This is a genomic window from Phenylobacterium sp. GW823-FHT02A09 (assembly GCF_058797775.1).
The window spans coordinates 605,779-630,998 of sequence record NZ_JBXAJZ010000004.1; the positions used below are offsets into that span (position 1 = coordinate 605,779).

Consider the following 25,220-nt stretch of genomic DNA (forward strand, 5'->3'; position numbering starts at 1 on the left):
GCTTAGAACTCCTGCGGAGCCGGCTTCCAACTCGTGACGGTGATCGCCCCCATGGGCAGGGGGGCGTCACGTCGCGCGACGGCGCAGCGCATGGCGCCCATGCGCACGTCGAGGACGTGAAAGTCGTGCCGCACGCCGTCATCGACGGTCGAAACGCGCCGCCACTGATCGAAGTCTACTGAGGGGAAGCCCACCGTAACGCGGGAAGGGTCGTGCGTGACCCCTTTCCCCAGCGACTTGAGGACCGCTTCCTTCCTGACCCAAAGCCGCAAGAGGTCCACGTCCGCCAGATCGCGGTCACGCGGTTCGGCCAGTTCGTCGGGCGAGAAGACGTGGCTCATTTCCTCGCGGGTCAGGACGAGCGATCCGGTTTCCAGATCAACCCCGATCTCGCGCTCGCGGTCGATTGCGACCACGGCAAAATCATCCGAATGCGCCAGATTGAAGTGCGGACCGCCCGGAAGGCTGAGTTTGCCCCATTCGTTGACGTTGAACGATACTTCGGCGGGTGCGCACGCCAGATAGCTGGAGAGGACGCTTCGCAGCGCTGCGTGAGCGACGACGTAGCGTCGTTGCAGATGATCAAAGTGGAATGAGCGCGCCCTGGCGAGTTCCTCGGGCGAAAGACACGCGGTGAGCTCTGTCGTGAGCGGGCCGGCAAGATCAATTTGGATCAAGTCCAGAATGGCTCAGCTCCCCCCATCATCCTCAGCTGACCGTTTCCAGCCTCTCCGTCTACAGCATTTATTTGGACGTGCAGGCGTCGCGGAAGTCTTTAATTAATGCCTGTATGTCCTTGTAGCGTTGTCGAATTTCGTTATCGAAAAATTTGTTATGTCGCCGAACGATCCCGTTGTCTCCCCGGCATCGCACTAGCTAGTCTTTTCAGTATGTAACTAGATAAGGTCTCTTGTCGCAGGAAATCCTTGTCGGCCAGAACGGCCGAACTTTGGGCGGTTTCAAATGACGATACAAAGCGCCTACTTTGTTGGGGATGGCACACTTCTGATCCGCTGCGCTGAAGCGTTTGCGGAGACCGGCGGGCGGGTGGCGGGCATCGTCACCTCGGACCCGCAGATCGCCGCCTGGGCGCGCGAGGCCGGGCATGCGCTGCTTGGCGTCCCTGGCGCGCCGGAGCTTGAGCGCGGCGGGGCGGACTACCTCTTCAGCGTGGCGAACCTCACGGTCCTGGCGCCTGACGCGCTGGCCGCGGCGCGAGTGATGGCGATCAACTTCCACGATGGTCCGCTGCCTGGGCGCGGCGGGCTGAACGTTCCGGCATGGGCGATCCTCGAAGGCGCCGAAGAGCACGCCGTGACCTGGCATGAGATGGTCGAAGCCGTCGACGCGGGGCGCGTGTTGAAGTCGCGCAGCTTTGCGATCGCGCCGACCGAGACGACGTTCAGCCTGAACCTGCGTTGCTACGAGGCGGGCGAGGAGACTTTTCGAGAACTGTTGAACGACCTGTCCACGGGGCGCTTGAGTGCGACGCCGTTGAGCGGGGAGCGCAGTCAGTACGCGCGCGCGAAGCGTCCGGCCGCCCTCGGGGTCATGGACTTCAACCGGCCTGCAGCCGAGCTTGGCCGCATGGTGCGGGCGCTGGACTTCGGGGCGCGGCGCAACCCGCTGGCGCTGCCCAAGGTGTTGCTGGGCGAAAAGCTCCTGGTGGTTCGCACGCTCGAGCTCAAGGGCGAGGGCAGGGGGCGGCCGGGCGAGGTGCTCGCGCTCGATGCGAATTCGATCACGTTGATGGCTGGGGACGGCGCCGTCGAACTGACGGGTCTCACCGACATGGACGGTCATGCCGTTGATCCGGCGTCGCTCGGCGTCGCGGTGGGCGCGACGGCCGCCACGCTTGCCGTGGTCGCCGCGACGCTGCGGGGCGTGGGCTCGGCCGAGCGTTTCTGGGAGGCCGCGCTGGCGAGCGCCAGTCCGTTGCTTCCGCCCTATCCGCGCGACCATGCGGCGGAGGCGACTGAGGCGTCGCTCGCCATCGGGCAGGTCGCTGTCGACGCTCTTGGGGCGGCCTGGGCCGCATGGATGGCGTGCAGCTCTGGCCAATCGCGCGTCACGCTTGCGACGGCCGCCGACGCTGCAAATCCCGCATTGTCCGATCGGCTTCCGGTCACGGTCGAACTCGACCTCGCCGGCACGGCCGGTTCTGCGTACGCCGCCTACTCGGCAGCCTTGGGCCAAGCTCGGGCGCAGGGCCCTATGGCGGTCGACCTGCCATTGCGGCTCGAAGGGCAGGCCGCGGCGCAAGCTGCGCGCTCGGCCCTCGGCGTCGTCGTCGCCGGGCGTCCGGGCCAGCTGAAGGCCGACATCTTGCTTCAGGGCGATCCCGCGACGATCAGCGTCCGCCCGGGTCTCTTCGCGCCCGACGTGGTGCGCGCGATCGCAGCGGACTTCAGCGCCTTCTGCAACAGCTTCCTTGGCGAACCTGCCGCTGTGCTGGGCAGCCTGCCGCTGGGCCATGACCAGGCGGCGACGGCGGCGGATGGGCCGGGCGAGAGCGCCGACACCGTCCACGCCCTGATCGCCAGGATGGCGCAGGACATTCCGGACGCCGTCGCCATCGAAGACGGCGGCCGCAAGCTGACCTATCGCGAGCTCGAGGAACGCGCGGCCAAGCTGGCCGGAGCGTTGGCGGCGCGCGGCGCAGGGCCAGGTTCAGTGGTCGGGCTCTACCTCGATCGCAGCGCCGATCTTCTCGTGAGCATGCTGGCCATCCTCAAGACGGGCGCGGCCTATCTGCCGCTCGACCCGTCCTATCCGGCGGATCGCATCGCCTTCATGATCGAGGACTCGGCCGCCGCGCTCGTGGTGGCCAACATGGGCGCCGCTCTGCCCGGGTTCCTCGATCCGGCCCGGGTGGTCTCGTACGAGGCTGGTCAGGACTTCGCCGGAATGCGCGGCGGACCGGCCGACCTGGCATACCTGATCTACACGTCCGGTTCGACGGGCCGGCCCAAGGGCGTGATGATCGAGCATCGCAACGTCACGAACTTCTTCGCAGGCATGGATCGCGCCGTGCCGCTCGAGCGCGGGGCGCGGCTGCTGGCGGTCACGTCGATGTCGTTCGACATTTCCGTGCTGGAGCTTCTGTGGACGCTGACCCGCGGCGCGACCGTCGTGCTGCAAGGCGGAGGCGGCAAGGGCGACATGCCGGCCTTTTCGCTGTTCTACTTCGCAGCACAATCCGGCCCTGCGGGCGCGGACGCCTATCGCGTCCTGTTCGAGGGCGCGCGCTTCGCCGACGAGAACGGCTTCGAGGCCATCTGGACGCCCGAGCGCCACTTCCATGAATTCGGCGGCCTGTATCCAAGCCCGGCGATCAGCTCGGCCGCGCTGGCCGGGATGACGAAGAACGTCAAGCTGCGGGCGGGCTCGGTGGTCGCGCCGCTGCACCATCCGGTTTCCATCGCCGAGAGCTGGGCGCTGGTCGACAACCTGTCCGGCGGACGCGCCGGCATCGCCATCGCGTCCGGCTGGCAGCCGAACGACTTCATTCTCCGGCCGGAGAACTTCCCCGAGCGCAAGTCGATCGCCTTGGGAACCGTCGATACGCTCCGCCGTCTGTGGGCCGGCGAGGCTCTGGAGTTTCCTGGACCCGACGGCAAGCCGGTCGCCGTGAACATCCATCCGCGTCCCGTGCAGAAGGACTTCCCGCTCTGGATCACCGCGGCGGGCAATGTCGACACCTTCGCTGAAGCCGGACGCCTGGGATGCGGGGTGCTGACCCATCTGCTGGGTCAGTCCATCGACGAACTGAAGGAAAAGATTGCGGCCTATCGCGAGGCGCGCGCCGAGGCGGGCTTCGCCGGGTCCGGCCACGTGGTGCTGATGCTGCACACCTTCGTTTCCGAGGACGAGGAAACGGTGCTGCGCACGGCCCGCCAGCCGATGAAGTCCTATCTGAACAGCGCCGTCGACCTGGTGCGCCGCGCGTCGTGGACCTTCCCGACCTTCGTTTCGCGGGCCGATGCGACGGGGCGCAGCCCCCAGCAGGTGTTCGAGAGCGAGGACCTCACGTCGGACGAGCTCGACGCCCTGCTGGATCACGCGTTCGAGCGGTATTACCGCCGAGCCGGGCTGTTCGGGACCCCGGAGACCGCCAAGGAGATCGTCCGCGACGTGACGGCGGCGGGCGTCGATGAAATCGCCTGCCTTATCGACTTCGGCATTGAGTCCGAGGCCGTGCTGGCCAACCTCAAGCACATCCGCACGCTGATGAGCGAGTTGGAGCAGGAGGGCGGCGTCGGCCACAAGAGTTCGGTCGCGCAGGACATCGTCGACAACGCGATCACGCACTTGCAGTGCACGCCGTCGATGGCCGCTTATCTCGCCGCCGATGCGGCGGGTAAGCGCGCGCTCCAGCAACTCGATTGCCTGATGGTCGGCGGCGAGGCGCTGGCGCCCGATCTAGCGCGTGATCTGCGCGCCGGTCTCAAGGGACGGCTGCTCAACATGTATGGGCCGACCGAGACGACGATCTGGTCGTCGGTCGCCGCGCTTGACGAGGTCGGCGAGCGGGTCCCGCTCGGCGAGCCGATCGCCAATACGGGTTTGAGCGTCCGCGCGCCCGGCGGCCAACTGGCGCCCCGCGTCATGGAAGGCGAGTTGTGGATCGCGGGGGCGGGCGTTTCGCCCGGCTACTGGCGGCGGCCGGATCTGACGGCGGAAAGGTTCGTCGAGCGTGAGGGCCGACGCTGGTATCGCACGGGCGATCTGGTGCGGATGCAGGCTGACGGCGCGCTGGAGTTCCTCGGGCGGATCGACAACCAGGTGAAGGTCCGCGGCCACCGCATCGAGCTCGGAGAGATCGAGGCCGTGATCGCCGAGTCCGACGCCGTCCGACAGGTGGCGGTGAAGGCGGTCGAGTTCGGAGCCGACGACCAGCGGCTGATCGCCTATGTCACGGCGGGCGGCTCGGCGTTCAGCGAGCGGGACATGCTCGCGCGCCTGGCCGAGAAGCTGCCCGAGTTCATGCGTCCCACGCAGATCGTCGTGCTCGACCGCATGCCGATGACGCCGAACGGCAAGATCGACCGCAAGGCGTTGCCGCTTCCCAAGACGGTCGCCGAGCGCGGTGAGATGGTCGCCGCCACCGACGACACGGAGGCGGCCGTGGCGTCGATCTGGAAGGACGCTTTGGGTCTGGAAGAGATTTCCGTCACCGAGAACGTCTTCGATCTCGGCGCCCATTCGCTGCTGGTCGTTCAGATGCAGCGGCGCATGAAGGCGCACTTCGCGCGCGACATCGCCATCACCGACATCTTCCGGTTCCCGACGGTTCGCGCGATTGCGGCGCATCTGTCGAGCGACGCCGCCCCGGCCAACTCAGCCGCCGACAGGGGCGCTGCGCGCGCCGCTGCTCGGCTGGCCAGAATGGGCCGCAGATAGGAGGGGGACGTGGGACACGATGCGAGCACTGCGTCTGGCGGCCGTATCGCCATTGTCGGCCGCGCTGGCCGATTTCCCTCGGCGCGGAATGTCGACGAGTTCTGGGCGATGCTCCGCGATGCGCGCAACGGCGCGCAGCGCCTGACCGACGCCGAGCTTCTGGCGCGCGGCGTCAGCCGCCGGCGCCTCGCCGACCCGAATTATGTGCGCGTCGCCAACATCTTGCCGGACATGGAGTGCTTCGACGCCGGCTTCTTCGGATTTTCGCCGCGCGAGGCGTCGATCCTGGATCCGCAGCACCGACATTTTCTTGAGTGCGGCTGGGAAGCGCTCGAGGACGCCGGCTATGTTCCGGAGAAGTTCGACGGCCGCATCGGCGTGTTCGCCGGATCGGGCATGCAGGCCTATCTGCCGTTCAATCTGCTGAGCAACCCCGACCTGGCCGAGCAGGTCGGTCTGTTCCTGCTGCGGCACACGGGCAACGACAAGGACTTCCTCACCACCCGTCTATCCTATCTGCTGAACCTCACCGGTCCGTCGATTGCGGTGCAGACCGCCTGCTCGACCTCGCTGGTGGCCGTGCACACGGCCATAGGCTCGCTGCTCAACATGGAATGCGACATGGCCCTTGCGGGCGGCGTCACCATCGAGCTGCCGCATCGTGTCGGCTACACGTACAGCGAAGGCGAAATCCTTTCTCCGGACGGCCTGTGCCGCGCCTTCGACGAGGACAGCAAGGGTACGGTGTTCGGCTCGGGCGTCGCGTTGGTGGTGCTTCGCCGTTACGAGGACGCGCTGGCCGACGGCGACGACATCAAGGCGGTGATCCTGGCCAGCGCGGTCAACAACGACGGCTCGGGCAAGGCCAGCTACCTCGCGCCGTCGGTCGACGGTCAAGCTGAAGCGGCCGCCGAGGCGCTCGCGCTCTCGGGCCTGTCGGCCAACGACATTTCCTACATCGAGACCCATGGGACCGGGACGCCGATCGGCGATCCGATCGAACTCGCGGCGCTCCAGCAGGTCTATGGCGGCGCGCCAAAGGCCGGCATCGGCATCGGCTCGGTCAAGACCAACATCGGCCACCTCGATACGGCCGCCGGCAGCGCCAGCCTGATCAAGGTCGTCGAGGCGATGCGGCATCGCACGCTGCCCGCCAGCCTCAATTTCTCCAAGCCCAACAGCCGGTTCGACTTCGACGCCAGCCCGTTCCGCGTGATCGCCGAGGGCGCCGCTTGGGAGCGGAGCGGTCCGCTGCGCGCTGCGGTCAACTCGCTCGGCGTCGGCGGCACCAACGCGCACGTGATCCTCGAGGAAGCGCCGCGCCGCGAGGCGTCGGCCGATGACGGCGCCTGGAAGCTGTTTCCGTTCAGCGCGCGAACGAAGGCCAACCTCGACGACGCTCGCGAGCGTTGGGCCGACTGGCTGGGCGGCGACGTTCCTGGCTTGTCCCACATCGCCTTCACCCTGCGCGAGGGCCGCCGGACTTTCGGCGAGCGCGTCGTCGTCGCCGCCCGGCACGCCAAGGAATTGCAGTCGGCAATGGCCGCGCGCAACTCGGCCTATCGCCAACAGGGCAGCGCAGGCGATCGCGCGCCGCGGGTCGTCTTTCTCTACCCTGGCGGCGGCGCGCAATATCCTGGGGCCGGCGCGGGAATGCTGGCGTCCTACCCGGTCTTCGCCGACGCCGTGCGCGCGTGTTTCGCCGGGCTGCCGCCGATCGCGCCCGCAGACCTCTACGAGATCATGTTCCGCCGCGAGCGCGACGACGCCGAGGCGAAGGCGAAGCTCGAACGCTCCGGCTACGCTATCCCGGCGCTGTTCATTCTCGAGTACGCCTACACCAAGCTCTGGCAGTCCTGGGGGGTGAAGCCGGCGGCGATCCTGGCCCACTCGGTCGGCGAGTACGCTGGCGCGGTCGCGGCCGGCGCCATGCAACTCGCCGACGCGCTCAAGATCGTCGCCTTGCGCGGCAAGGTCATGGACGAGGCTCCTGCGGGCGCGATGACGTCGGTGCCGCTGTCCGTCGATCGCGTGCAGCCCTATCTCGGCGACACCCTGGACATCGCGGCGATCAACACCGCCGAAACAACGGTGCTTTCGGGCCAGATCGCCGACATCCAGCGGGTCGAGGAAGCCTTGGCGAAGGCGGGCGTCGAAGCGCGGCGCATCCACATCGAGGTCGCAGCCCACTCTCGGCAACTGGACGGCCAGCTTGAGCCGTTCCGGGCCGGGTTCGCCGGCGTGACGTTCGATAAGCCGACCGTGCCGATGGCGTCGTCCATGCGCGGCGGTTGGGCGACAAACGAGGATCTTTGCTCGGCCGACTACTGGGTGCAGCACCTGCGCAGCACCGTGCGCTTCGCCGACGCCGCGCGGACGGTCCTGGCCGGCGAACCGAGCATCGTCATCGAGGTCGGCCCCGGGCAGTCGCTCGGGCCGTTGCTGGAAGCCTGCAACGCGCCGGTGCCGCCACGCGCCGTGCTCTACTCCTCGCCGCGCCCGCGTGACACGAACGACGAAGCCGGTGTCGCGCTCGCCGCGTTCGGCGGGGTCTGGGCTCACGGGGCCGACGTCGACTGGTCGCTCGCCGCGCCGACGGACGGCGCGCGCGTCTCCCTGCCCACCTACGCCTTCGCCAAGGAACGGCATTGGGTCGAACCGGGGCGCGGCGCGGCCCTCGCCGAGGCCGAGGAGGCCCCTGAACTCGTCCGCAAGCCGGACCTTGCCGAGTGGTTCGAGGATCTCGGCTGGAACGAGCAATCGCGCAACGGCGTGGCGGCGAAGCTGGACGGCGACTGGTTGGTCTTCGCCGGCGCCGACGAACTGTCCGAGGCGGTGTTGGCGCGGCTCGGCGCCGACGGCGCCCGTGCGGTCGCAGTTCGTATGGGCGCCGGCTTCAGCCGAGGCGGCGAAGGCTTCACGGTTCGCCCGGACGCCCAAGAAGACTTCGATGCGCTGGGCGAAGCCTTGCAAGCGCCGCCGGCGCGCATCCTCTACCTTTGGGGCGTCGATCCGAACTCGGCGGCCGACGCGTTCTCCGGCGCGTATCTGCTGGCGCGCCTGCTGCAACAAGCCGATTGCGGACAGCCGACACATCTGACCTTCGTCGTGCAGGGCGCTGCGAGCGTCGCCGGCGAGCCGGTCGCCAATCCCCAGGCCAACGCGCTGCTCGGGCCGGCCCGGGTCGCCCCGCGCGAGGTCCCGGGCCTGACCTCGGTGCTTGTCGATTTCGGAGAGGGCTCCGACCTGGACGCGCTCCTGGCCGAAGCTGCGGCGCCTGGCGACGCCGACCACGTGGCCCTGCGCAAAGGCCGCTTCGTGCGGTCGCGAAAGGCCGCCTCCGTCGTCAAGCCGCGGGACCTGCCGCAGCGCCTGCGCAAGAACGGCGTCTATCTGATCACCGGCGGCGTCGGGGGCATTGGTCGGGAACTGGCCCGCTGGCTGGCGGATGCCGCGCAGGCCCGGCTGGTGCTGCTGTCGCGCCACGCTGCCGAAGACGCCTCGCTTCGCGCCGAGATCGAGGCGCGGGGCGGGGAGGTCATGTTCGTTCAGGCCGACCTCGCCGATCCTGACGCGACCGCGTCGGCCTTGCGGACGGTCGCCGAACGTTTCGGCGCGCTGAACGGGGTCGTCCATGCGGCCGGCGTTTTGGACGACGCACCGCTCGCCCTGCAGCCGCTCGAAGCGGCGCTCGCGGTCATGGCGCCGAAGCTCACGGGCGCGCGCACGCTGGGCCAGCTCTATCCTGACGGCAGTCTCGATTTCTTCGCGGTTGTTTCGTCGACCTCGGTCCTGCTCGGCGGCGTGGGGCAGACGTCCTACGCCGGGGCCAACGCCGCCCTGGAAGCTTTCGCCGCCACTCGCAAGGACGGCTTCTCCATCGCCTGGGGAGCCTGGCGCGACATCGGCATGGCTGCGCGCGCCTATGGCGCCGGCGCGGTCGCCGCCAACTCCGATCCGTTGCTCGGCAGTCGCCAGGATGCGACCGGCGGCTCGATCGTGTTCGAGAGCGTGATCGATCCGGATACCGATTGGCGCGTGGCCGAACATCTCGTGGACGGCGTGCCGGTGCTGCCAGGGGCCGCCTCGATGGAACTGGCGCAGGTCGCGGCGCTCGCGGTCATGGGGCCGCGACCGTTCGTCCTCGACGCACTGCAATTCACCGCCGCCATGACTTTCGAGCGCATGCCGCGCCGGGTTGCGGTGCGGCTCGAGCCCGCGTCGGACGGCTTTGAACTGACGATCGAGAGCCGGGCCGTCATGAGCGCCGAGCCGGTCGAGCACATGCGGGCCCGCGTCGTGGCGCTGGAGGCGCCGACGCCCCGGCCAAAGCCGATGAGCGTTTCCGACTGGCCGGTTTCGGCGGCCAGCGGCCAACCGGTGCAGAGCCGGCTGATCGGCTTCGGGCCCCGTTGGTACTGTGTGGGCGAGATCCGCGCGGCGCAGAACCAGGTCTCGGGCCAATTCGCCTTGGCCGAGGCTTTCCACGGCGACCTCGTTGAGCACCCGCTGCATCCGGCCTTGCTCGACATGGCGGCGACGATCGGCATGGCCCTCGTGCCTCTGACCGGCAGCGTCTATGCGCCGATGTCGGCCGGCAGGATGCAGGTCTTTGCGCCGCTGGCCGATCGCATCGTCGCGCATGCGGAGTTGATCGCCAGCGAAGCGGGGCGGTTCGCGTCGTTCAACGTCGCTATCTGCGACATGGCGGGCGACGTCCTGGTGCAGATCGACGACTTCGCGCTGCGCGCCATCGCCGCCGGCGGGCTCGCCGTGGCGCAACCGCGGCAGAGCCTCAGCAGCCAGTTGCTGTCGACAGGCATCCGGCGCCTGGAAGCGCCAGAACTGTTCGCGCGGGTCTTCGACCACGACGCGCGCCAGATGGTGGTCTCGCCGGTTTCGATCGATCTCCTGCGGTTGGCCATGGTCGAGGCGCCCGCGGCCGACAAGCAGGTCAGCCAGAACCGGCCCGAGCAGCAGATCGCCGATCCGGTGACCGCGCGGCTGGCGGCCATCTGGAGCGACATTCTCGGCGTTTCCGGCATCGCGCCCGACGACGACTTCTTCGCGCTGGGCGGACACTCGCTGAACGCGGTCCGCATGATCGCGCGGGTGCGCAAGGAATTCGGGGTGTCGTTGCCGCTCGGCAAGCTGTTCGAGGCGCCGCGCCTCGAAGCCTTCGCGGTGCTGCTGGGCGCCGGCGCGTCTCCGTCGGAGCAAGCCACGGACGCGCCGTCGACGACTTCCGAGCGGAAGCGGAGCTCGGAGCCGCGGCGTATCGCGATGACGGAGGGGCAGCGGGAAATCGCCGGCAGCATCCTCGTCGATCGCTCGGCGCTCATCGCCTACAACCTGTCCTTCTCCATGCACGTGGCGGGCGCTCTCGACCTGCCGGCCCTGCGCACCGCGTTCGAGGCGCTCGTTGATCGGCACGAGGTGCTGCGCGCCGCCTTCGATCTGGAAGGCGCGACGCTGAACATCCTGCCCCAGGGCGGCTTCGACCTGGATGAGCAGGACCTCTCTGAGCTGGACGACGGGCGAGCTCAGGCGCAGCGCGACGCCCTTATGCGTGAGGCGGCTGGCGCGCCGTTCGACCTGACGGGAGGCCCGCTGCTGCGCGGCCTGTTGCTGCGCGTGCCTCATGGCCGATCCGAGTTGGTGCTGATCGTGCACCACATCGTCTGCGACGGCTGGTCGGCCGGCGTGCTCATGCGCGACCTCGCGTCGCTGTACACGGCCGCGCTGAAGGGCGAGGTGGCCGCCTTGCCGCCAGCCGAGGGCGTCAGCGACCTGGTCGAGGCAGAGGCGCAGTGGCGCGGTTCGGCCGAGGCTGAAGCGCATCGCCAGTTCTGGCTCGAAAAGTATGCCGGCCCGCTGCCGGTCATGGATCTGACCTTCGACAAGCCGCATCCGGCGATGCCGACGACCGCGGCGGCCCGTGTCGTCACCCGGATCGACGGCGAGTTGGAAGCGGCGCTGCGCGACGTGGCCCAGAGGGCCGATACGCCGCTGCGCAATCTTATTTTCGCGAGCTTCCGCTACTACCTGTCGCTGATGGCCGGCACGACCGACGTCACTGTGGGGATCCCGGTGGCGGGGCAGATCGCGCACGGCCTGGAGGACGTCGTCGCCCACGGCGTCAGCTTCCTCCCGGTGCGCGCCACCATCGAACGCAACGGCACGCTGCGCGACCTGCTGAGCCAGGCGCGTCGAGACATGCTCGAGGCGGTGGAGCATCAGAACTACACCCATGGGGCGTTGGTCCGCGACCTGCAGGCGCCGCGCACCTCCGCACGCCATCTGCTTGCGCCGGTCGTCGTCAACATCGACGGCCTGGCCGATCTCGAAAGCATCGCATTGGGCGGCGCGCCCGCGCGTATCGAGGTCAATTCGACCGGGCACGAGTTCTTCGATCTGTTCTTCAACCAGTTCGATGCGCCGGGCCGGGTGGAGCTGACCTGGAATTACAAGACCGACCTCTTCTACGATGCGACCATCGAGCTGCACGCGGCCAACGTGCTGAGCCTCCTTCGGGCCATCGCCGCGACGCCTGACGCGATCGACCAGCCGCTCGCCGCGCTGCTCGCCTCCGGCCGTGAGATCGGCCCGGCCAGCGGTTCCCATCTCGATCCGGGCGCGGCTGGACCGCAGACCGTCACCGAAGTCTTCCGAGACGTCGCAAAGAGGCACGCCGGCAAGGTCGCCGTGCGGTTCGGCGACCAGGTGATGACCTATGCCGAACTGGACCAGCGATCGGATGCGCTGGCCGCGATGCTGATCGCAGCCGGCGTTCGTCCCGGCGACCTGGTCGGGATCTCGTCCCAGCGCTCGCTGTCGCTGGTCGTCGCGGTGTTCGGCGTCTTGAAGGCGGGGGCGGGCTACGCGCCCTTCGACGTCAGTTTGCCGGCTGACCGGCTGCGCTTCATGGCGCGGGATACGGGCATCTCCATCCTGCTCGGCGATTGCCCCGCCGCAGCGCAGGAAGGCGTGCGCATCATCTCGTGGGCGGAGTTCCCGCAGACCCCGGCCGTTCCCCCGACCGTGGCGATCGACGGCGCTTCCATCGCCTATGTGATGTTCACCTCCGGCACGACGGGGGTTCCGAAGGGAGTCGTGCTGCCGCATCGCTCCATCATCCGGATGCTGCGTGACACCGACTGGCTGCAGATGTCGGACGCGACCGTCACGCTGCATTCGTCAGCCTTCGCGTTCGACACCTCGATCATCGACCTGTTCGCGTCGCTGCTGCATGGCGGGACCCTGGTGGTGCCGCCGGACGGCGCTCTTTCGATCTCGCAGCTCGCCGACGCGATCCAGAGCCACGGGGTCAACACGCTCTGGCTGACCTCCGGTCTGTTCCACGCCATCGCCGACCTGCGGCCGCAGACCTTCGCCAGCGTGGCGCAGGTCATCGTCGGCGGCGACGTGGTTTCCCCCGCCCACGTGGGACGGGTCATGGCGGCCTGTCCGAACATCGCCGTCATCAACGGCTATGGACCGACAGAGAGCTGCGTGACTAATGCGCATAAGGTCACGCCGGCAGATCTGTCGCGCGGCTTGCCGTTGCCGATCGGGCCGGCCATTCCGGGCACGCAGTCCTATATCCTCGATGAAAACCTGAATCCGGTTCCGGACGGGATCATCGGCGAGCTCTGCATCGCCGGCCGCGGTCTGGCGCTGGGCTACTGGAATCGCCCGGAGCTGACGGCGGAGAAGTTCGTCACCGCGCCGTGGGACCCGACGCTCAAGCTCTACCGCTCGGGCGACCTCGTGCTGAATCCTGGAGACGGGGTGCTGCGCTTCTTTGGTCGAGCCGACACCCAGGTGAAGATCCGCGGCTTCCGCGTCGAACTGACTGAGATCGAACAGGCGTTGGACGCCCATCCGGCCATTCGGCAGTCCGTGGTGGCGGCCGTCGTGCCGCAAGGCCAGTCGGACAAGGTGCTGGCCGCCTATTTCGTGGCGCAGGGAAAGGCGCCGGAGGCCGCCGAACTGCGGGGCTTCCTAGTGTCCCGTCTGCCCGACTTCGCCATGCCGACTTTCTTCGTGGCGATGGACGAGATCCCGCTCAACGCCAACGGCAAGCCGGATCGCCGCGCGTTGCCGGCTCCGCGCAGCGCCAGATCGGACGACGAGGCGGATGCGGCGCTGCAAGGCGATGCCGAGACGCAGCTGGCGAAGATCTGGTCCGCCGTCCTCGGCGTGAAGGTGACGTCAGCCGACGCCAACTTCTTCCAGATGGGCGGCCATTCGCTCCTGGCGGTGCGCTTGTTCGATCGCATCCGGAGCGACTTCGGGCACGATCTGCCGATCTCCACGTTGTTCAGCCATCAGACGCTGCGCGAGCTTGCAGAGTTGCTCGAAATGACGACCCCGGCGACTACCGAAGCCAATCCAAACGCCGACTGGGACACGAGCGCGGTCATTCACCCCGGCCCCGATCGCGACGAGCGCCCCTTGTTCATCGCCGGCGGCGTCGGCGGCAACGTCAACAATCTCATGGAGCTGGGCGCCCAGCTGGGGCTTCACCGTGCGGTGGTGGGCTTCCAGACGCGCGGCGTGCTGGGCCACACGCCGTATGAGACCATCGAGGAAATGGCCGCCGCGAACATCCGGTACATGCGCCGTCACCAGCCGAAGGGCCCGTACCTGCTGGCCGGCTACTCGGGCGGGTCGTTCACGGCCTTCGAAATGGCACGGCAGCTCGAGATGGCGGGCGAGACGGTCGATCGGCTGTTCGTGCTCGACACCTACGCTCCGGGCTTCGCCAAGGAGTTCAGGCCGCCGGTCAAGCTGGGCGTGGGGGAGTGGTTGCTCGACGAGTTCCAACTGCTGCGCATCGAGGGGCTGCCCCTGTTCTTCGAGCGGCGCGCCAAGGCGGTGCGCACCAGGATCATGCGTGGCCGCAGGATCCGCTTCGTCGAGAACTCGAGCCTGTCGCACTCTCGCTACCAGGTGATGCAGGACATCTGGATGGCGGCCGCTCGGAAGTACGAAGGCGGCAAGATCAGCGCGCCGGTCACGTTGTTCCGCACCCGGCCGCGGCGGCTGCTGGCCCGCCGGGCGCTCGAGCTGGATCCGACGCTCGGCTGGGGAACGGTGTCCAATCCGTCGACCGTCGAGACCCCGTGGGTCGACGGCGATCACATGGGAATGCTGAAGGACCAGAATGTTCGGTTGCTGGCCAAGATGATCGAAAGTCGGATCGCGCCTCAGGACGACGGCGCCACGACCCGCGAAATGAACGACTCCATCGCATCGGCCAGCCCCAATCTGGCGAGGTCGGCGTGATGGCCGTCCGGGATCTCCAGGTACTCCTTCGGGCCCGGAGCCTCCTGGAATAGCTGGCGCGCGCGGGCGACAGGCAAGGATTCGTCCAGCGCGCCGTGCACGAAGAGCTTGGGCGCACTGATGGCGCGTACGTGGTCGATATTGTCGTATCGCTCGGCCCACATCACCGAACAGAACGGAAAGCCCTTGTAGGCGTCCTGATAGTAGAGGCACGCGCGATAGGGCGAGGCTTCGAACACCACGGCGTCGAACGGACGGGCCGTCGCAAGCCGACTGCCGACGCCCGCGCCCAGGCTGAAGCCGTGAAGAACACGCTTGTCCGCCGGCGCGCCCATCAGCTCGTCAAGCTGGTCGTAGAAGGCGAGGGCGTCGCGGGCAAAGTTCATCTCGCTGGACTTGCCGCCGGTGCCGCGCGAGCCGCGGTACTCCATCATGGCGATTCCGAAGCCGCGATCGCGCAAGGTGCGGAGCCGCTCGAACGACGAGTCCACGTCGGCTCCGTTGCCATAGAAGCTCATGATCACGGGCTTGCCCGGCGCGGGCATGGAGAGCCGCGCGCCGATCATCTGCCCGTCACTGGAGCGAAACTGGATCGACTTCACGCCATTGCGAGCATTGGGCGGAAGCGACCTCGCGTCCCGGCCAAAGTCGTAGATTCCATAATTTTGGAACGCCCAAACACTGGTGAGAGCAAGTGCGGCCAAGACGAGCAGGGCGGTCGCCGTAATATTGAATATCGACATCTCGTTGCTCGAAGCGGCGCGTGAGCCCAATCTTGCAGGAGCTTTGAACGCCTGCAATGGCGGTTCGGATGCGTCACCTGCGGGCCGTGTTCAATCCCATTCAGGGTTCTTCTTCTTTCTCGGCGCCAACAGCCCCGGGTACGGGCCTTTGCCGATACGGTACTCACACCAAACGTCGTCCTTGGGGCACTCGAACACCCCATCGAACTGCTTCTTCAGCTTGGGGCTGACGACCGCATAGATCGGGCCGTCTTTCGCCCCTGCCGCCAGCTTGCGGTTGCAGTCCTCCTGTTCGGCCTTGGTCAGCGCCAGGAAGTCCGCCGACTGGCAACCAACGCCCGCGCGGAGGGACCGGCGGACGCCTTCCGCCGGTTGGGCGCCGTCCGGCTGCACACGCCAGGCGCCACTGTCGGCGGTGGCGCGCGGCGGCGCAGCGGCGTTTGAGGACCGATGCTCGGCGAGGCGAACCTTCGCGGGCCCTGACGAGGGCCTATCCGGGGACGGCCTCGGCGGCGATGGCGTCCTCGGCGGCGGCGTCAGTATGACGTCGACGACGATGTCGTTCTCTGGAAGGGGCTCCCGCGGCGCCAGCAGCAGACCGGCGACGACCAGCCCATGAAGGGCGATCGCCAGCAGGATCGCCGTGGCGGGGCGCAGGCCGGACGTCTTGGACACGCTAGAACCTTGCAAGCGGGTCCGGCGGACCCTCAGCCGCCAATCGAAGATCGCGCTGCGGCGGCACTAAGGCCTGTCCGTGTCGTTCCTGAGCGAGAATGTAACGCGCTCGCCACAAAGCTGGGCTGTGGGCCGTCCTGGCGCGCCGGCGGGTGCGGGGCCATGGCCACCAGCCGTCCTACTCCTCGGCCCAATTTCGGGCGGAGGAGGCGAGATGCGCAGACGACTTCTGGCGACCACGATCCTGATCGGGGCACTGACGACCGCAGGACACGCGGCAGGCGCCGGGCCTACGGTGACGGCCCCGCGAGCCGCCTACGGCTTCGACATCGGCGACAACTACAAGCTCGCCAACTACACCCAGATGGAGGCGTACTGGCGAAAGCTCGCCGGTGAGAGCGACCGGATGAAGCTGGTCAGCATCGGCAAAACCGCCGAGGGGCGCGAGCAGCTGATGGCGATCGTCTCCTCTCCCGAGAACCTCAAGTCCCTCGACCGCTATCGCGAGATCGCCCGGCGGCTGGCCCAGGCCGACGACCTGACGCCGGAGCAGGCCAGGGCGCTGGCTCGCGAGGGCAAGGCCGTGGTCTGGATCGACGGCGGCCTGCACGCCACCGAGACGGTCGGGACGCAGGAACTGACCCAGATCCTCTACGAGGTGCTGAAGGGCGACGATCCGGAAACACGCAGGATCCTCGACGAGGTGATCATCCTCTTCGCGCATGCCAACCCCGACGGCATGGAGCTGGTGTCGGACTGGTACATGGCCAATCCGGTTTCCGAAAAGCGCGAGTTCGAGACCATTCCGCGGCTGTACCACAAGTATGTTGGGCACGATAACAACCGCGACTTCTTCATGTCGAACATGCCCGAGACGGAGAACATCAACCGAATTCTCTACCGGGAGTGGTTTCCTCAAATAGTCTATAATCACCACCAGTCCGGACCGCCGGGCACGGTGGTGTTCATGCCGACCCACCGCGACCCCTATAATTACAACCTCGACCCGCTGGTTCTGACCGGCCTGGACGGGGTTGGGGCCAGCATGCACGCGCGGCTGATCGCCGAGGGCAAGCCGGGCGGGGTGCGGCGGGACTATGCGCCCTACACCAACTGGGCGGGCACGACGCTACGGGCCAACGCCCTGTTCCACAACTCGATCGGGGTGATCACCGAGATTATCGGTTCGCCCAGCCCGGCGCGCCTCGAGCTGATCGCGCGCAACCAGCTGCCCACCAACGACAACTTGATGCCGGTCGCGCCGCAGACCTGGACCTTCAAGCAGTCGATCGACTACTCGATCTCGATGAACCGCGCGGTGCTCGACTATGCGGCGCGCAACCGCGAGACCCTGCTGCACTCGATCTATGCGATGGCGCAGAACGGCATCGACAAGGGATCGCGCGACAGCTGGACCGTGTCGCCCAGCCTGATCGCCAAGCTGGACGAGGAGGCCAAGAAGGTCCCCTACCGCCAGGACACCCCGCGTTGGGGCATGGGCTTCTCGTCGGCGGCGATCGAGCCCTCGCTGTACGAGCGGGTTCTGCGCAATCCCGCCAAGCGCGATCCGCGCGGCTACATCCTGACCGCCGACCAGGCCGACCTGCCGCGCGTGGTCGTGTTCATGAACGCGCTGGTGAAGAGCGGCCTGCGGGTCGAGCGGGCCACGGCCCCGTTCTCGGTCGCCGGCACGTCGTACCCGGCCGGGTCGTTCGTCGTGAAGACCGCCCAGCCGTACCGCGCCCAGGTGCTGGACATGTTCGAAGCTCAGGATCACCCGAACGACCTGGCCTATCCGGGTGGTCCGCCGATCCCGCCGCACAACGTCACCGGATATACGCTGGCCTACCAGATGGGCGTGAAGTTCGACCGTATCCTGGACGGCTTTGAGGCGCCGACGCAGCCGGTCACTGATGTGATGAAGCCCCCAGCCGCGGCCATCCAGGGAACCGGCAAGGCAGGCTATCTGGTCAGCCACGAGATCAACAACGCCTTCATCCTCCAGAACCGGCTGCTGAAGGCCGGCAAGGCGGTCTACTGGATTAAGCCGGCCGTCTCCGCGGACGGCGTCGACTTTGCGCCTGGGGCTCTGTGGATCCCGGAAGCCCCCGGCGTCCGGGCGTTGGTAGAGGCCACAGCCAAGGACGCCGGCGTGGCGGCGCTCGCCGTGGCGGCCAAGCCGGCGGGCGAGACGATCAAGATGAAGCCGATCCGCATCGGCTTGGTCGATCTCTATGGCGGCGTGATGCCGTCGGGCTGGAACCGCTGGCTGTTCGAGACCTACGAGTTCCCGTTCGAGGTGATCTACCCGCAGCGTCTCGACGCCGGGAACCTGAACAAGGACTTCGACGTGCTGGTGTTCGCCGACGACACCGTGCTCGAGCCGCCCGCCCCGGATCGACCGCGCCGCGCCCCGCCCAAGCCGCAGGACGTGCCCGCGAAGTACCGCGCCTGGCTTGGGGAGGTGAGCGAGGGCAAGACGGTCCCGCAACTCGACGCGTTCGTGCGCAAGGGCGGATCGATCGTCGCGGTCGGCAGCGCCACGCGGCTCGGCTACGACCTGAAGCTTCCGATCAGCGACGCCCTGGTGGAGACGGGCGCCGACGGGGCGGCCAAGCCGCTCGGCAGGGGGAAGTTCTACATTCCGGGGTCGATCATGGCCAATGTGGTCGACAACGAGGACCCGCTGGCCTTCGGCCTGCCCAAGGATCTGAACGTCTACTACTACAACAGTCCCGCCTTCAAAGTTGCGCCCGGAGCGACCGATGCGAGGTCGGTGGCCTACTTCTCGGGCAAGCAGACCCTGCGCAGCGGCTGGGCTTGGGGACAGTCGCACCTGGACGGCGCCAGTTCGGTGGTGGACGCCTCGCTGGGGCGCGGCAAGGTGTTCCTGATGGGGCCGGAGGTCACTCAGCTTGGCCAGTCGCAGGGCACCTACAAGCTGCTGTTCAACGGCCTGTACTACGGACCGGCGTCGGCGCGCTAAGGGGCACCTCCTCCGGTAACGACGAGGGGAGGCGCTGACCGCGCCTCCCCATTTTCATGGCCGACGCCCAAAGAAAAGCGCCGCCGGCCTTCTGGCCGGCGGCGCCTCCGCGCAAATCCTGGGGTGTGGGGTCAGAACGATTTGCGCAGGTTCAGGCCGACGGTGCGGGGCAGGACCGAGTTGGTCAGCATTTCCGAACCGGCGCTGGAGGAGACGGTGTTCGCGCCGAAGATGTCGAAGGCGTTGCGGACGAAGAGGTAGGCCCCCCAGTCCTCGCCCTCGAGGCCCGCGCGCAGGTTCACGACGCCGAAGTCGCCCTGCTTCTCGTAGTAGACGTTGGTCGGGCGGAAGTGGGAGTAGGACTTGCCGGTGTAGCTGTAGTCCATCCGTACGACGCCATCGAAGGAGTCGCTGACCGGCCACATGTACTCGACGCCGGCCGAACCCATGAACTTGGCGACCTGAGGGATCTGGTCTCCGGCGTCGCCGAGCGAAGTCGAGTCGCGGATGTTCGGGTTGATCTGGTCCTCCAGCAGCTTCGGGTCGGTGAAGGTTAGGCCGCCGTTCAGCGACAGGCCGTCGATCGGACGGGCGTTGAACTCCAGCTCGATGCCGCGGATGCGGGCCTTGCCGGCGTTGAGGATGAAGCTGCAGCAGCCGCTGAGGGTCTGGGCGGAGGTCTGAATGTCCTCCCAGTCGATCTGGTAGATGGCGGCGTTCAGGATCAGGCGCCGGTCGAACCACGAGGTCTTCACCCCCAGCTCGTAGTTCCAGACGGCGTCGGGGCCGTAGGGGACGAGGGCAGGCTCCAGGTTCGGGGTGTTGTTGGCCCCGCCGGGACGGAAGCCCTGGGCGGCCGTGGCGTAGACCAGGATGTCGCTGTTGTACTGATAGTTGACGCTGAACTTCTTCAGCCAGCCGTCGGCGTCGGCGCCGTAGCTGCGGTAGGGCTCGACCAGCGATCCGGACACCCAGTTGGGCATGTCGGTCTGGCCGCTAGTGGTCTTCTCGTACTTGTAGCGGCGCAGGCCGAGGTTGAGGGTCAGGCCTTCCAGTAGCTCGTAGGAGATGTCGCCGAAGAACGCGGTCTGGGTCGTGTCGGTGTCGATCTCGCGGTGGAAGAAGATGGTCGGCGGCACGCCGATCACGCCGGTCTTGCCATCGACGACAGCCAGGGTGCTGTCGACGTGGTCTTCGCGGACCTCATAGAAGGCGCCGACCGTCCACTGCAGCTTGCCCTCGCCGTTGGACGACATGCGCAGCTCGTTGGTAGAAGTGTGGACCCAGGCGGGCTTGTACAGAGTCGTCGGGGTCAGGGAGAGCGAGAAGGTCCTGAACTGGGCCAGCTGGGCGGCGTTGCAGGTGGTGGTCGGGATGCCCAGCGACTGGGTGAACCAGTTGCGGCAGTTGGTGGCGCTCGTCGAGTTGCTGAGCATCGTATAGGTGTAGTCGCTGGCGTTCAGCTGATCCCACTCGTAGTAGGACGACGCCCAGGTCAACGTAGCGAAGCCGGCGTCGTAGCTGAGGTCGCTGGAGACCAGCGAGAGCTCGTCGCGGTTGATCGGGATGACGTAGCGGTCGGTTGCGTAGTCCTTGGCGCCTAGGGCCGGATACCAGCTGGAGCCGCCGCCGGGCGCGTCGGTCTTCTGGTACATGCCCATGCCGTACCAGGTGATGTTCTCGGTCGGCCGCGCCGTCAGCATCAGGCGGCCGCCGTAGGTCGTCTTCTCGTTGATGTTCTTGGCCTGGTAGCGGATGTTGTCGATGAACCCGCCGCGGGTCTCCTGGTAAAGGACCGCCCGCGCCCCGAGCTTGTCGTCGAGGATCGGGATGTTGACCATGCCCTTGACGTAGTAGCTGAGGTCGCCTTCGCGCATGGCGGCCGCCTGGCCTTCGACCGTGCCGGCGTAGTTGTTGGTGTCGGCCTTGTTGAAGATCACGCGAACCGTGCCGCCCATCGAGCCCGAGCCGTAGAGGGTGCCCTGAGGACCGCGCAGGACCTCGATGCGCTCGACGTCGAACAGGTTGCCGTCCTGCGACGAACCGCCAGAGTTCTGGGTGGTGTCGGACGGGCCGGTCAGCGGGGTTTCGTCGTAGTAAAGGCCGACCGTCGCCTCGCCGGACGCCTGGATGCCGCGCAGGGTGATGCGGCCGCCGCCGTCGGCGCCGCCGCCGATCTTCAGGCTGGGGACCTGCGACGTCACATCCTGGAGCGATGTCGCGCCAATCTTTTCCAGGGTGTTCTCGCCGAGCGCTGTGATGGCGATCGGGGTCGACTGGACGGTCGTCTCGCGCCGGGTGGCGGTGACGATCAGTTCCTCGACTTCGGAGGAGGCCTGGGCGTGGCCGATGGCCGGCATGGCCACGGCCGCTGCGGTGGCCATGACGTATAGCTTGAATGTGGTTCGCGGTTTTCTCGTGCGCATGGTCTATCCCCTCGTTCGGGCGCCGCGGCGGGAGGCGCAGCTGCCTGGACAGGGAGACGGCGGGGTTGTTCGACCCCGCACATGCGGTCGTGCGGTTTAGCTTGGCTGGGCTTCGCGGGCCTTGGCGACGACCCAGCGCGTGAAGGCCTTGACCGGGGACGTGGCGACCTTTTCGTCGGGCACGACCCAGTAGTAGGCGCTGGGACTGGTCATCTCGTGGTCGAACAGCGCCTGCAGCCGCGCGGTGGCGAGTTCCTCCTCGATCAGCACCCGCGGCAGCAGCGCCGCGCCGAGCCCGGCCGCCGCCGCCTGGGCGATCATCGCGAACTGTTCGTAGCGCGGCCCACGGTGGACGCCTGGGCATTCCACGCCGAGGGACTCGAACCAATTGGCCCAGGCTAGCGGGCGCGTCGTCTGGTGCAGCAGGGTGGCTCGCGACAGGTCCTCCGGCGTCCAGAGCGCCTGGCTCTCGCGATACTCCGGGCTGCACACCGCGATCATCACCTCGTCCATGAGGTGGTAGCTCTCGGCCGAGGGCCAGGTCGGATTGCCGTAGTGGATGGCCGCGTCGAAGGCCTCTGCGCCGAAACTGAACGGCTGCAGCCGGGTGGCGAAGTTGAGCGTGATGTCGGGATACTGCCGCACGAATTCCGGCAGGCGCGGGACCAGCCAGCGGGTCGCGAAGGTCGGCAGCACCGCGATGTTCAGGATGGCGGTTGAGTCGGCGAAGGCCATGATCCGGTGCGTGGCCTCGCGCAGTTCCCCAAGAATGCGCCGGACTTCCTGCAGGTAGACCGCGCCCGCGGCGGTAAGGATCACCCGTTGGCGGATGCGTTCGAACAGCGTCACGCCGATCCGATCCTCCAACAGCCGCACCGCGCGGCTGACCGCGCTCTGGGTCAGATTCAGCTCGGCCGCGGCGCGGGTGAAGCTCGCGTGGCGCGCGGCGCTTTCGAACGCCACCAGATCTCCCATTGAGGGAAGCAGGACTTGCCTAGTCATTCCGATTTCTCATGAAGTATTCGAATTAAATCGCTTTCAAAGGCCATGGTAATCAGGAAATCTTTTGATCGATAAGTGGCGTTCACAAATAGTCTGGGGTTTTGCGATGGGCGACGTGCAGTTGTGCAAACTGGTTCAGGGCGTGCTTGACGACGTGCGCGCCGGGGCGCTGTTCAACTTGCTCGACGTCCGAGTTGAACTCTTGTCGCCGACTGAAAAAGTCTCTCGCGCAGTCATGGCGCAAGCGCTCAACATGGTGTTGTTCAACGATCTGCTTGAGCGGGTGCCGGCCGCCAAGGCCTATGCGCAGGATTGCCTGCGCGAGGGGCGCAAGGTCTTCCACGATCATGGCGCAGTTCGCACGGTCGTGCTCGACGGCATGGGTGAACTCCCGTCGGGCCAGGGCGCGCTGCTGCGCGTCCTCGCGCCGCTCGGATACAAGCTGAACGGTGTCTATCCGCTCGAGCGCCTGAAGATGACAGGGCGCTCCTACGCCCAGATCGACTATCCGGCCGACATCGCCCAATTCTTCGTCAGCGAACTGCACGTGGATCGCTTTTCAGAGGCATTCGGCGCGGCGGCCGCGCGGGTGACCGCCAGCTCGCGCGATCCGCTGACGCCGGCGGCGTCTGCGGTGCTGGATCTGTTCGAGCGCGATGGGGAAGTCGCGTTCGAGGATGCGGCGGCGGCGCTGCCGGTGCTCGCCGCGTGCTTTGACCGTCAGCACGCCGCCCCCGCCATGGCCGACTACGAGGCGCTGCTCGCCGAGTCGGCGGAGATGGCCTGGATCGCGACTGAAGGGAACGCTTTCAACCACGCGACCGACCGGGTGCCTGACGTCGAGAGCCTAGCTGAAGCGCAAAAGGCGCTCGGCCGGCCGATGAAGGATGCGGTTGAGGTGTCGCTGTCCAAGCGCGTGCGCCAGACCGCCTTCCGCGCCGCCCAGGTCGTGCGGTCCTTCGCCGACGACCGCGGCGGTCTGGTCGAGCGGACCGTGCCGGGCTCGTTTTACGAGTTCATCACCCGGCTGCCGATGATCGACGAAGCCACCGGCGAGGAGACTCTGGACCTCGCATTTGACAGCTCCAATGCTCAGGGCATCTTCAAGATGACCGAGGCGGCGAAGGTCGATGCATGACGGCTGTCGCGTCTCAGCTGGCCGCTGATCTCGAAGCCATCGTCGGCCCGAAGGGGCTGATCACGGACCGCGCCGAGATGCGCGGCTACGAGATTGCGGCGCGCTATGGCGAAGGGCGTGCAGCGCTGGTCGTGCGTCCCGCCGACGTCGCCGAAGTGTCTGCGGTGGTGGCGCTGTGCGTGCGGCGCCGGGTGCAGGTCATACCGCAGGGGGGTAATACCGGCCTGGTCGGCGGCTCGACGCCGGACGGATCGGGCGACCAGGTCGTGCTGAGCCTCGACCGCTTGCGCCAGCCTTTGAAGGTCGATGCGGTCAATCGGACAGTCGAGGCTGGAGCAGGCGTGCGATTGTCGGCGGTCAACGAATTGCTGAGCCCGCTGGGGCTTTGGCTGCCGATCGATCTGGGCGCCGACCCGACCATCGGCGGCATGGCGGCGACCAACACCGGCGGCGCGCGGTTCATCCGCTACGGCGACATGCGTCGTCAGGTTCTGGCGTTGCAGGTCGTTCTCGCCGACGAGGCGGGCACCGTGATCGAATTGAAGCGCGGCGTGCGGAAGGACAATACGGGCCTGGACCTGCGCCAGTTGTTCGTCGGGGCCTGCGGCGGCCTCGGCGTCATCACCCGCGTCGAAATGGAAGTGCACCGGCAGCCGCGCCAGACGGCGGCGGCGCTTGTTCTGCTGTCCGATCCGGCCGCCGCCCTGCCGCTGCTGGCGCATTTCGAGCGTGAGGCCGGCGAACTGCTGAGCGCGTTCGAGGGGATGTCCGGTGACGCGTTGGCGCGCGCCCTGGTGCACGTGCCTGGGCTGCGCGATCCCTTCGCCGGAGGCGGGCCGCCGCCCTACGCCGTGCTGGTCGAGTTGAGCTGCGTGCGTCCGGTGCGCATCGGCGAGACGTCCATCGACAAGGTGCTGGAGGCCTGCGTCGCCGAGTGGTGGGAGCGTGACGACGTCGCCACCCTGGACGCCCTGATCGGGCCACCCGAGGATCTGTGGGCCGTGCGGCACGCGATCTCGGAGGGCTTGCGGGAGTCGGGGCGCCTGATCGGTTTCGACCTGGCCTTCCGGCGTTCGGACCTCTTCGCGTTTCGGGATGCGGCGATCGCCATGCTGGCGGTGGAGTTTCCCGAGTTCGTGGTCTGCGACTTCGGCCACATCGGCGACGGCGGCGTGCACTTCAATCTGGTCTGCCCGTCAGCCGTCGAGGTTGACGAGGCGCGATCGCGGGTCCTGCGCGAGCGGGTCTACGAGTTAGCCGTCGGGCGGTTCGGCGGCAGCTTCAGCGGCGAGCACGGCCTGGGGCGGATGAATTTGCCCTTCTACCAAGCCTACACCCCTGCGCGGATTCAGGCGCTGGCCGGCGCTGTGCAGCGCGCGTTCACGGCAACGCCGCTTGGGGTCGTGGACTATGTGGAACTGGTCGCGGGCGAGGTCCAATAGTTGCGCATGATGAGGCGGAACGGCCCATTGATTGAGCATCGCGTGATTTGAGTAGAGTTAAGTAAAAATAGATCGATGGTTTTGCTTCTAACTGCGTAAGCTAAATATAGTTGA

Annotated in this window: 10 protein-coding genes; 5 read left to right on the top strand and 5 right to left on the bottom strand. The window is 67.4% G+C overall.

From position 1 onward, the window contains the following. Positions 1-2: 2 nt before the first annotated feature. Entirely contained in the window at positions 3-677 is a 675-nt protein-coding gene (locus tag AC1Q87_RS19460) for a 4'-phosphopantetheinyl transferase family protein (RefSeq protein ID WP_492610481.1), read from the bottom strand. A 370-nt stretch (positions 678-1,047) separates the two neighbouring features. On the opposite strand from AC1Q87_RS19460, the gene AC1Q87_RS19465 reads away from it, so the two are divergent. Together AC1Q87_RS19465 and AC1Q87_RS19470 are read left to right on the top strand one after the other, a co-directional pair. Beyond that, complete coding sequence (locus AC1Q87_RS19465) at positions 1,048-5,403, top strand: MupA/Atu3671 family FMN-dependent luciferase-like monooxygenase (RefSeq protein WP_492610482.1); 4,356 nt, start codon at positions 1,048-1,050, stop codon at positions 5,401-5,403. A 9-nt stretch (positions 5,404-5,412) separates the two neighbouring features. Beyond that, a complete protein-coding gene (locus AC1Q87_RS19470; RefSeq protein WP_492610483.1) occupies positions 5,413-14,694 on the top strand; it encodes an amino acid adenylation domain-containing protein in 9,282 nt (3,093 codons plus the stop codon). On the opposite strand, the gene AC1Q87_RS19475 is transcribed toward AC1Q87_RS19470, so the two are convergent. Both AC1Q87_RS19475 and AC1Q87_RS19480 read right to left on the bottom strand, forming a co-directional pair. Continuing rightward, positions 14,616-15,437, bottom strand: coding sequence for an alpha/beta hydrolase (locus tag AC1Q87_RS19475; RefSeq protein WP_492610484.1), 822 nt, complete (start codon positions 15,435-15,437; stop codon positions 14,616-14,618). The genes AC1Q87_RS19470 and AC1Q87_RS19475 overlap by 79 nt on opposite strands. Before the next feature lie 90 nt (positions 15,438-15,527). Continuing rightward, entirely contained in the window at positions 15,528-16,112 is a 585-nt protein-coding gene (locus AC1Q87_RS19480) for a hypothetical protein (protein WP_492610485.1), read from the bottom strand. A gap of 214 nt (positions 16,113-16,326) precedes the next feature. Here AC1Q87_RS19480 and AC1Q87_RS19485 point away from each other — a divergent pair, with 214 nt between their 5' ends. Continuing rightward, on the top strand, positions 16,327-19,098 hold the full coding sequence (locus AC1Q87_RS19485) for a M14 family metallopeptidase (protein WP_492610486.1): 2,772 nt from the start codon (positions 16,327-16,329) through the stop codon (positions 19,096-19,098). 131 nt (positions 19,099-19,229) lie between these two features. Here the strand turns inward: AC1Q87_RS19485 and AC1Q87_RS19490 are convergent, their stop codons facing one another. Both AC1Q87_RS19490 and gcvA read right to left on the bottom strand, forming a co-directional pair. Continuing rightward, positions 19,230-21,482: a TonB-dependent receptor gene (locus tag AC1Q87_RS19490; protein WP_492610487.1), complete on the bottom strand. Its 2,253-nt coding sequence runs from the start codon at positions 21,480-21,482 to the stop codon at positions 19,230-19,232. A gap of 138 nt (positions 21,483-21,620) precedes the next feature. Further along, positions 21,621-22,526 (bottom strand): transcriptional regulator GcvA, encoded by a 906-nt coding sequence (gcvA, locus tag AC1Q87_RS19495; protein WP_492610488.1) that lies wholly within the window; start codon positions 22,524-22,526, stop codon positions 21,621-21,623. A 106-nt stretch (positions 22,527-22,632) separates the two neighbouring features. On the opposite strand from gcvA, the gene AC1Q87_RS19500 reads away from it, so the two are divergent. Then, complete coding sequence (locus AC1Q87_RS19500) at positions 22,633-23,664, top strand: DUF1338 domain-containing protein (RefSeq protein WP_492610489.1); 1,032 nt, start codon at positions 22,633-22,635, stop codon at positions 23,662-23,664. Continuing rightward, entirely contained in the window at positions 23,661-25,106 is a 1,446-nt protein-coding gene (locus AC1Q87_RS19505) for an FAD-binding oxidoreductase (protein WP_492610490.1), read from the top strand. The genes AC1Q87_RS19500 and AC1Q87_RS19505 overlap by 4 nt, the downstream gene beginning before the upstream one ends. Positions 25,107-25,220 lie beyond the last annotated feature (114 nt).

What these genes read in the sequence shown, in the direction of transcription:
- AC1Q87_RS19475 (WP_492610484.1), bottom strand. Translation starts at nt 15,437, where the DNA reads ATGTCGATATTCAATATTACGGCGACCGCCCTGCTCGTCTTGGCCGCA.
- AC1Q87_RS19485 (WP_492610486.1), top strand. Translation starts at nt 16,327, where the DNA reads ATGCGCAGACGACTTCTGGCGACCACGATCCTGATCGGGGCACTGACG.
- AC1Q87_RS19490 (WP_492610487.1), bottom strand. Translation starts at nt 21,482, where the DNA reads ATGGCCACCGCAGCGGCCGTGGCCATGCCGGCCATCGGCCACGCCCAG.
- gcvA (WP_492610488.1), bottom strand. Translation starts at nt 22,526, where the DNA reads ATGACTAGGCAAGTCCTGCTTCCCTCAATGGGAGATCTGGTGGCGTTC.
- AC1Q87_RS19500 (WP_492610489.1), top strand. Translation starts at nt 22,633, where the DNA reads ATGGGCGACGTGCAGTTGTGCAAACTGGTTCAGGGCGTGCTTGACGAC.
- AC1Q87_RS19505 (WP_492610490.1), top strand. Translation starts at nt 23,661, where the DNA reads ATGACGGCTGTCGCGTCTCAGCTGGCCGCTGATCTCGAAGCCATCGTC.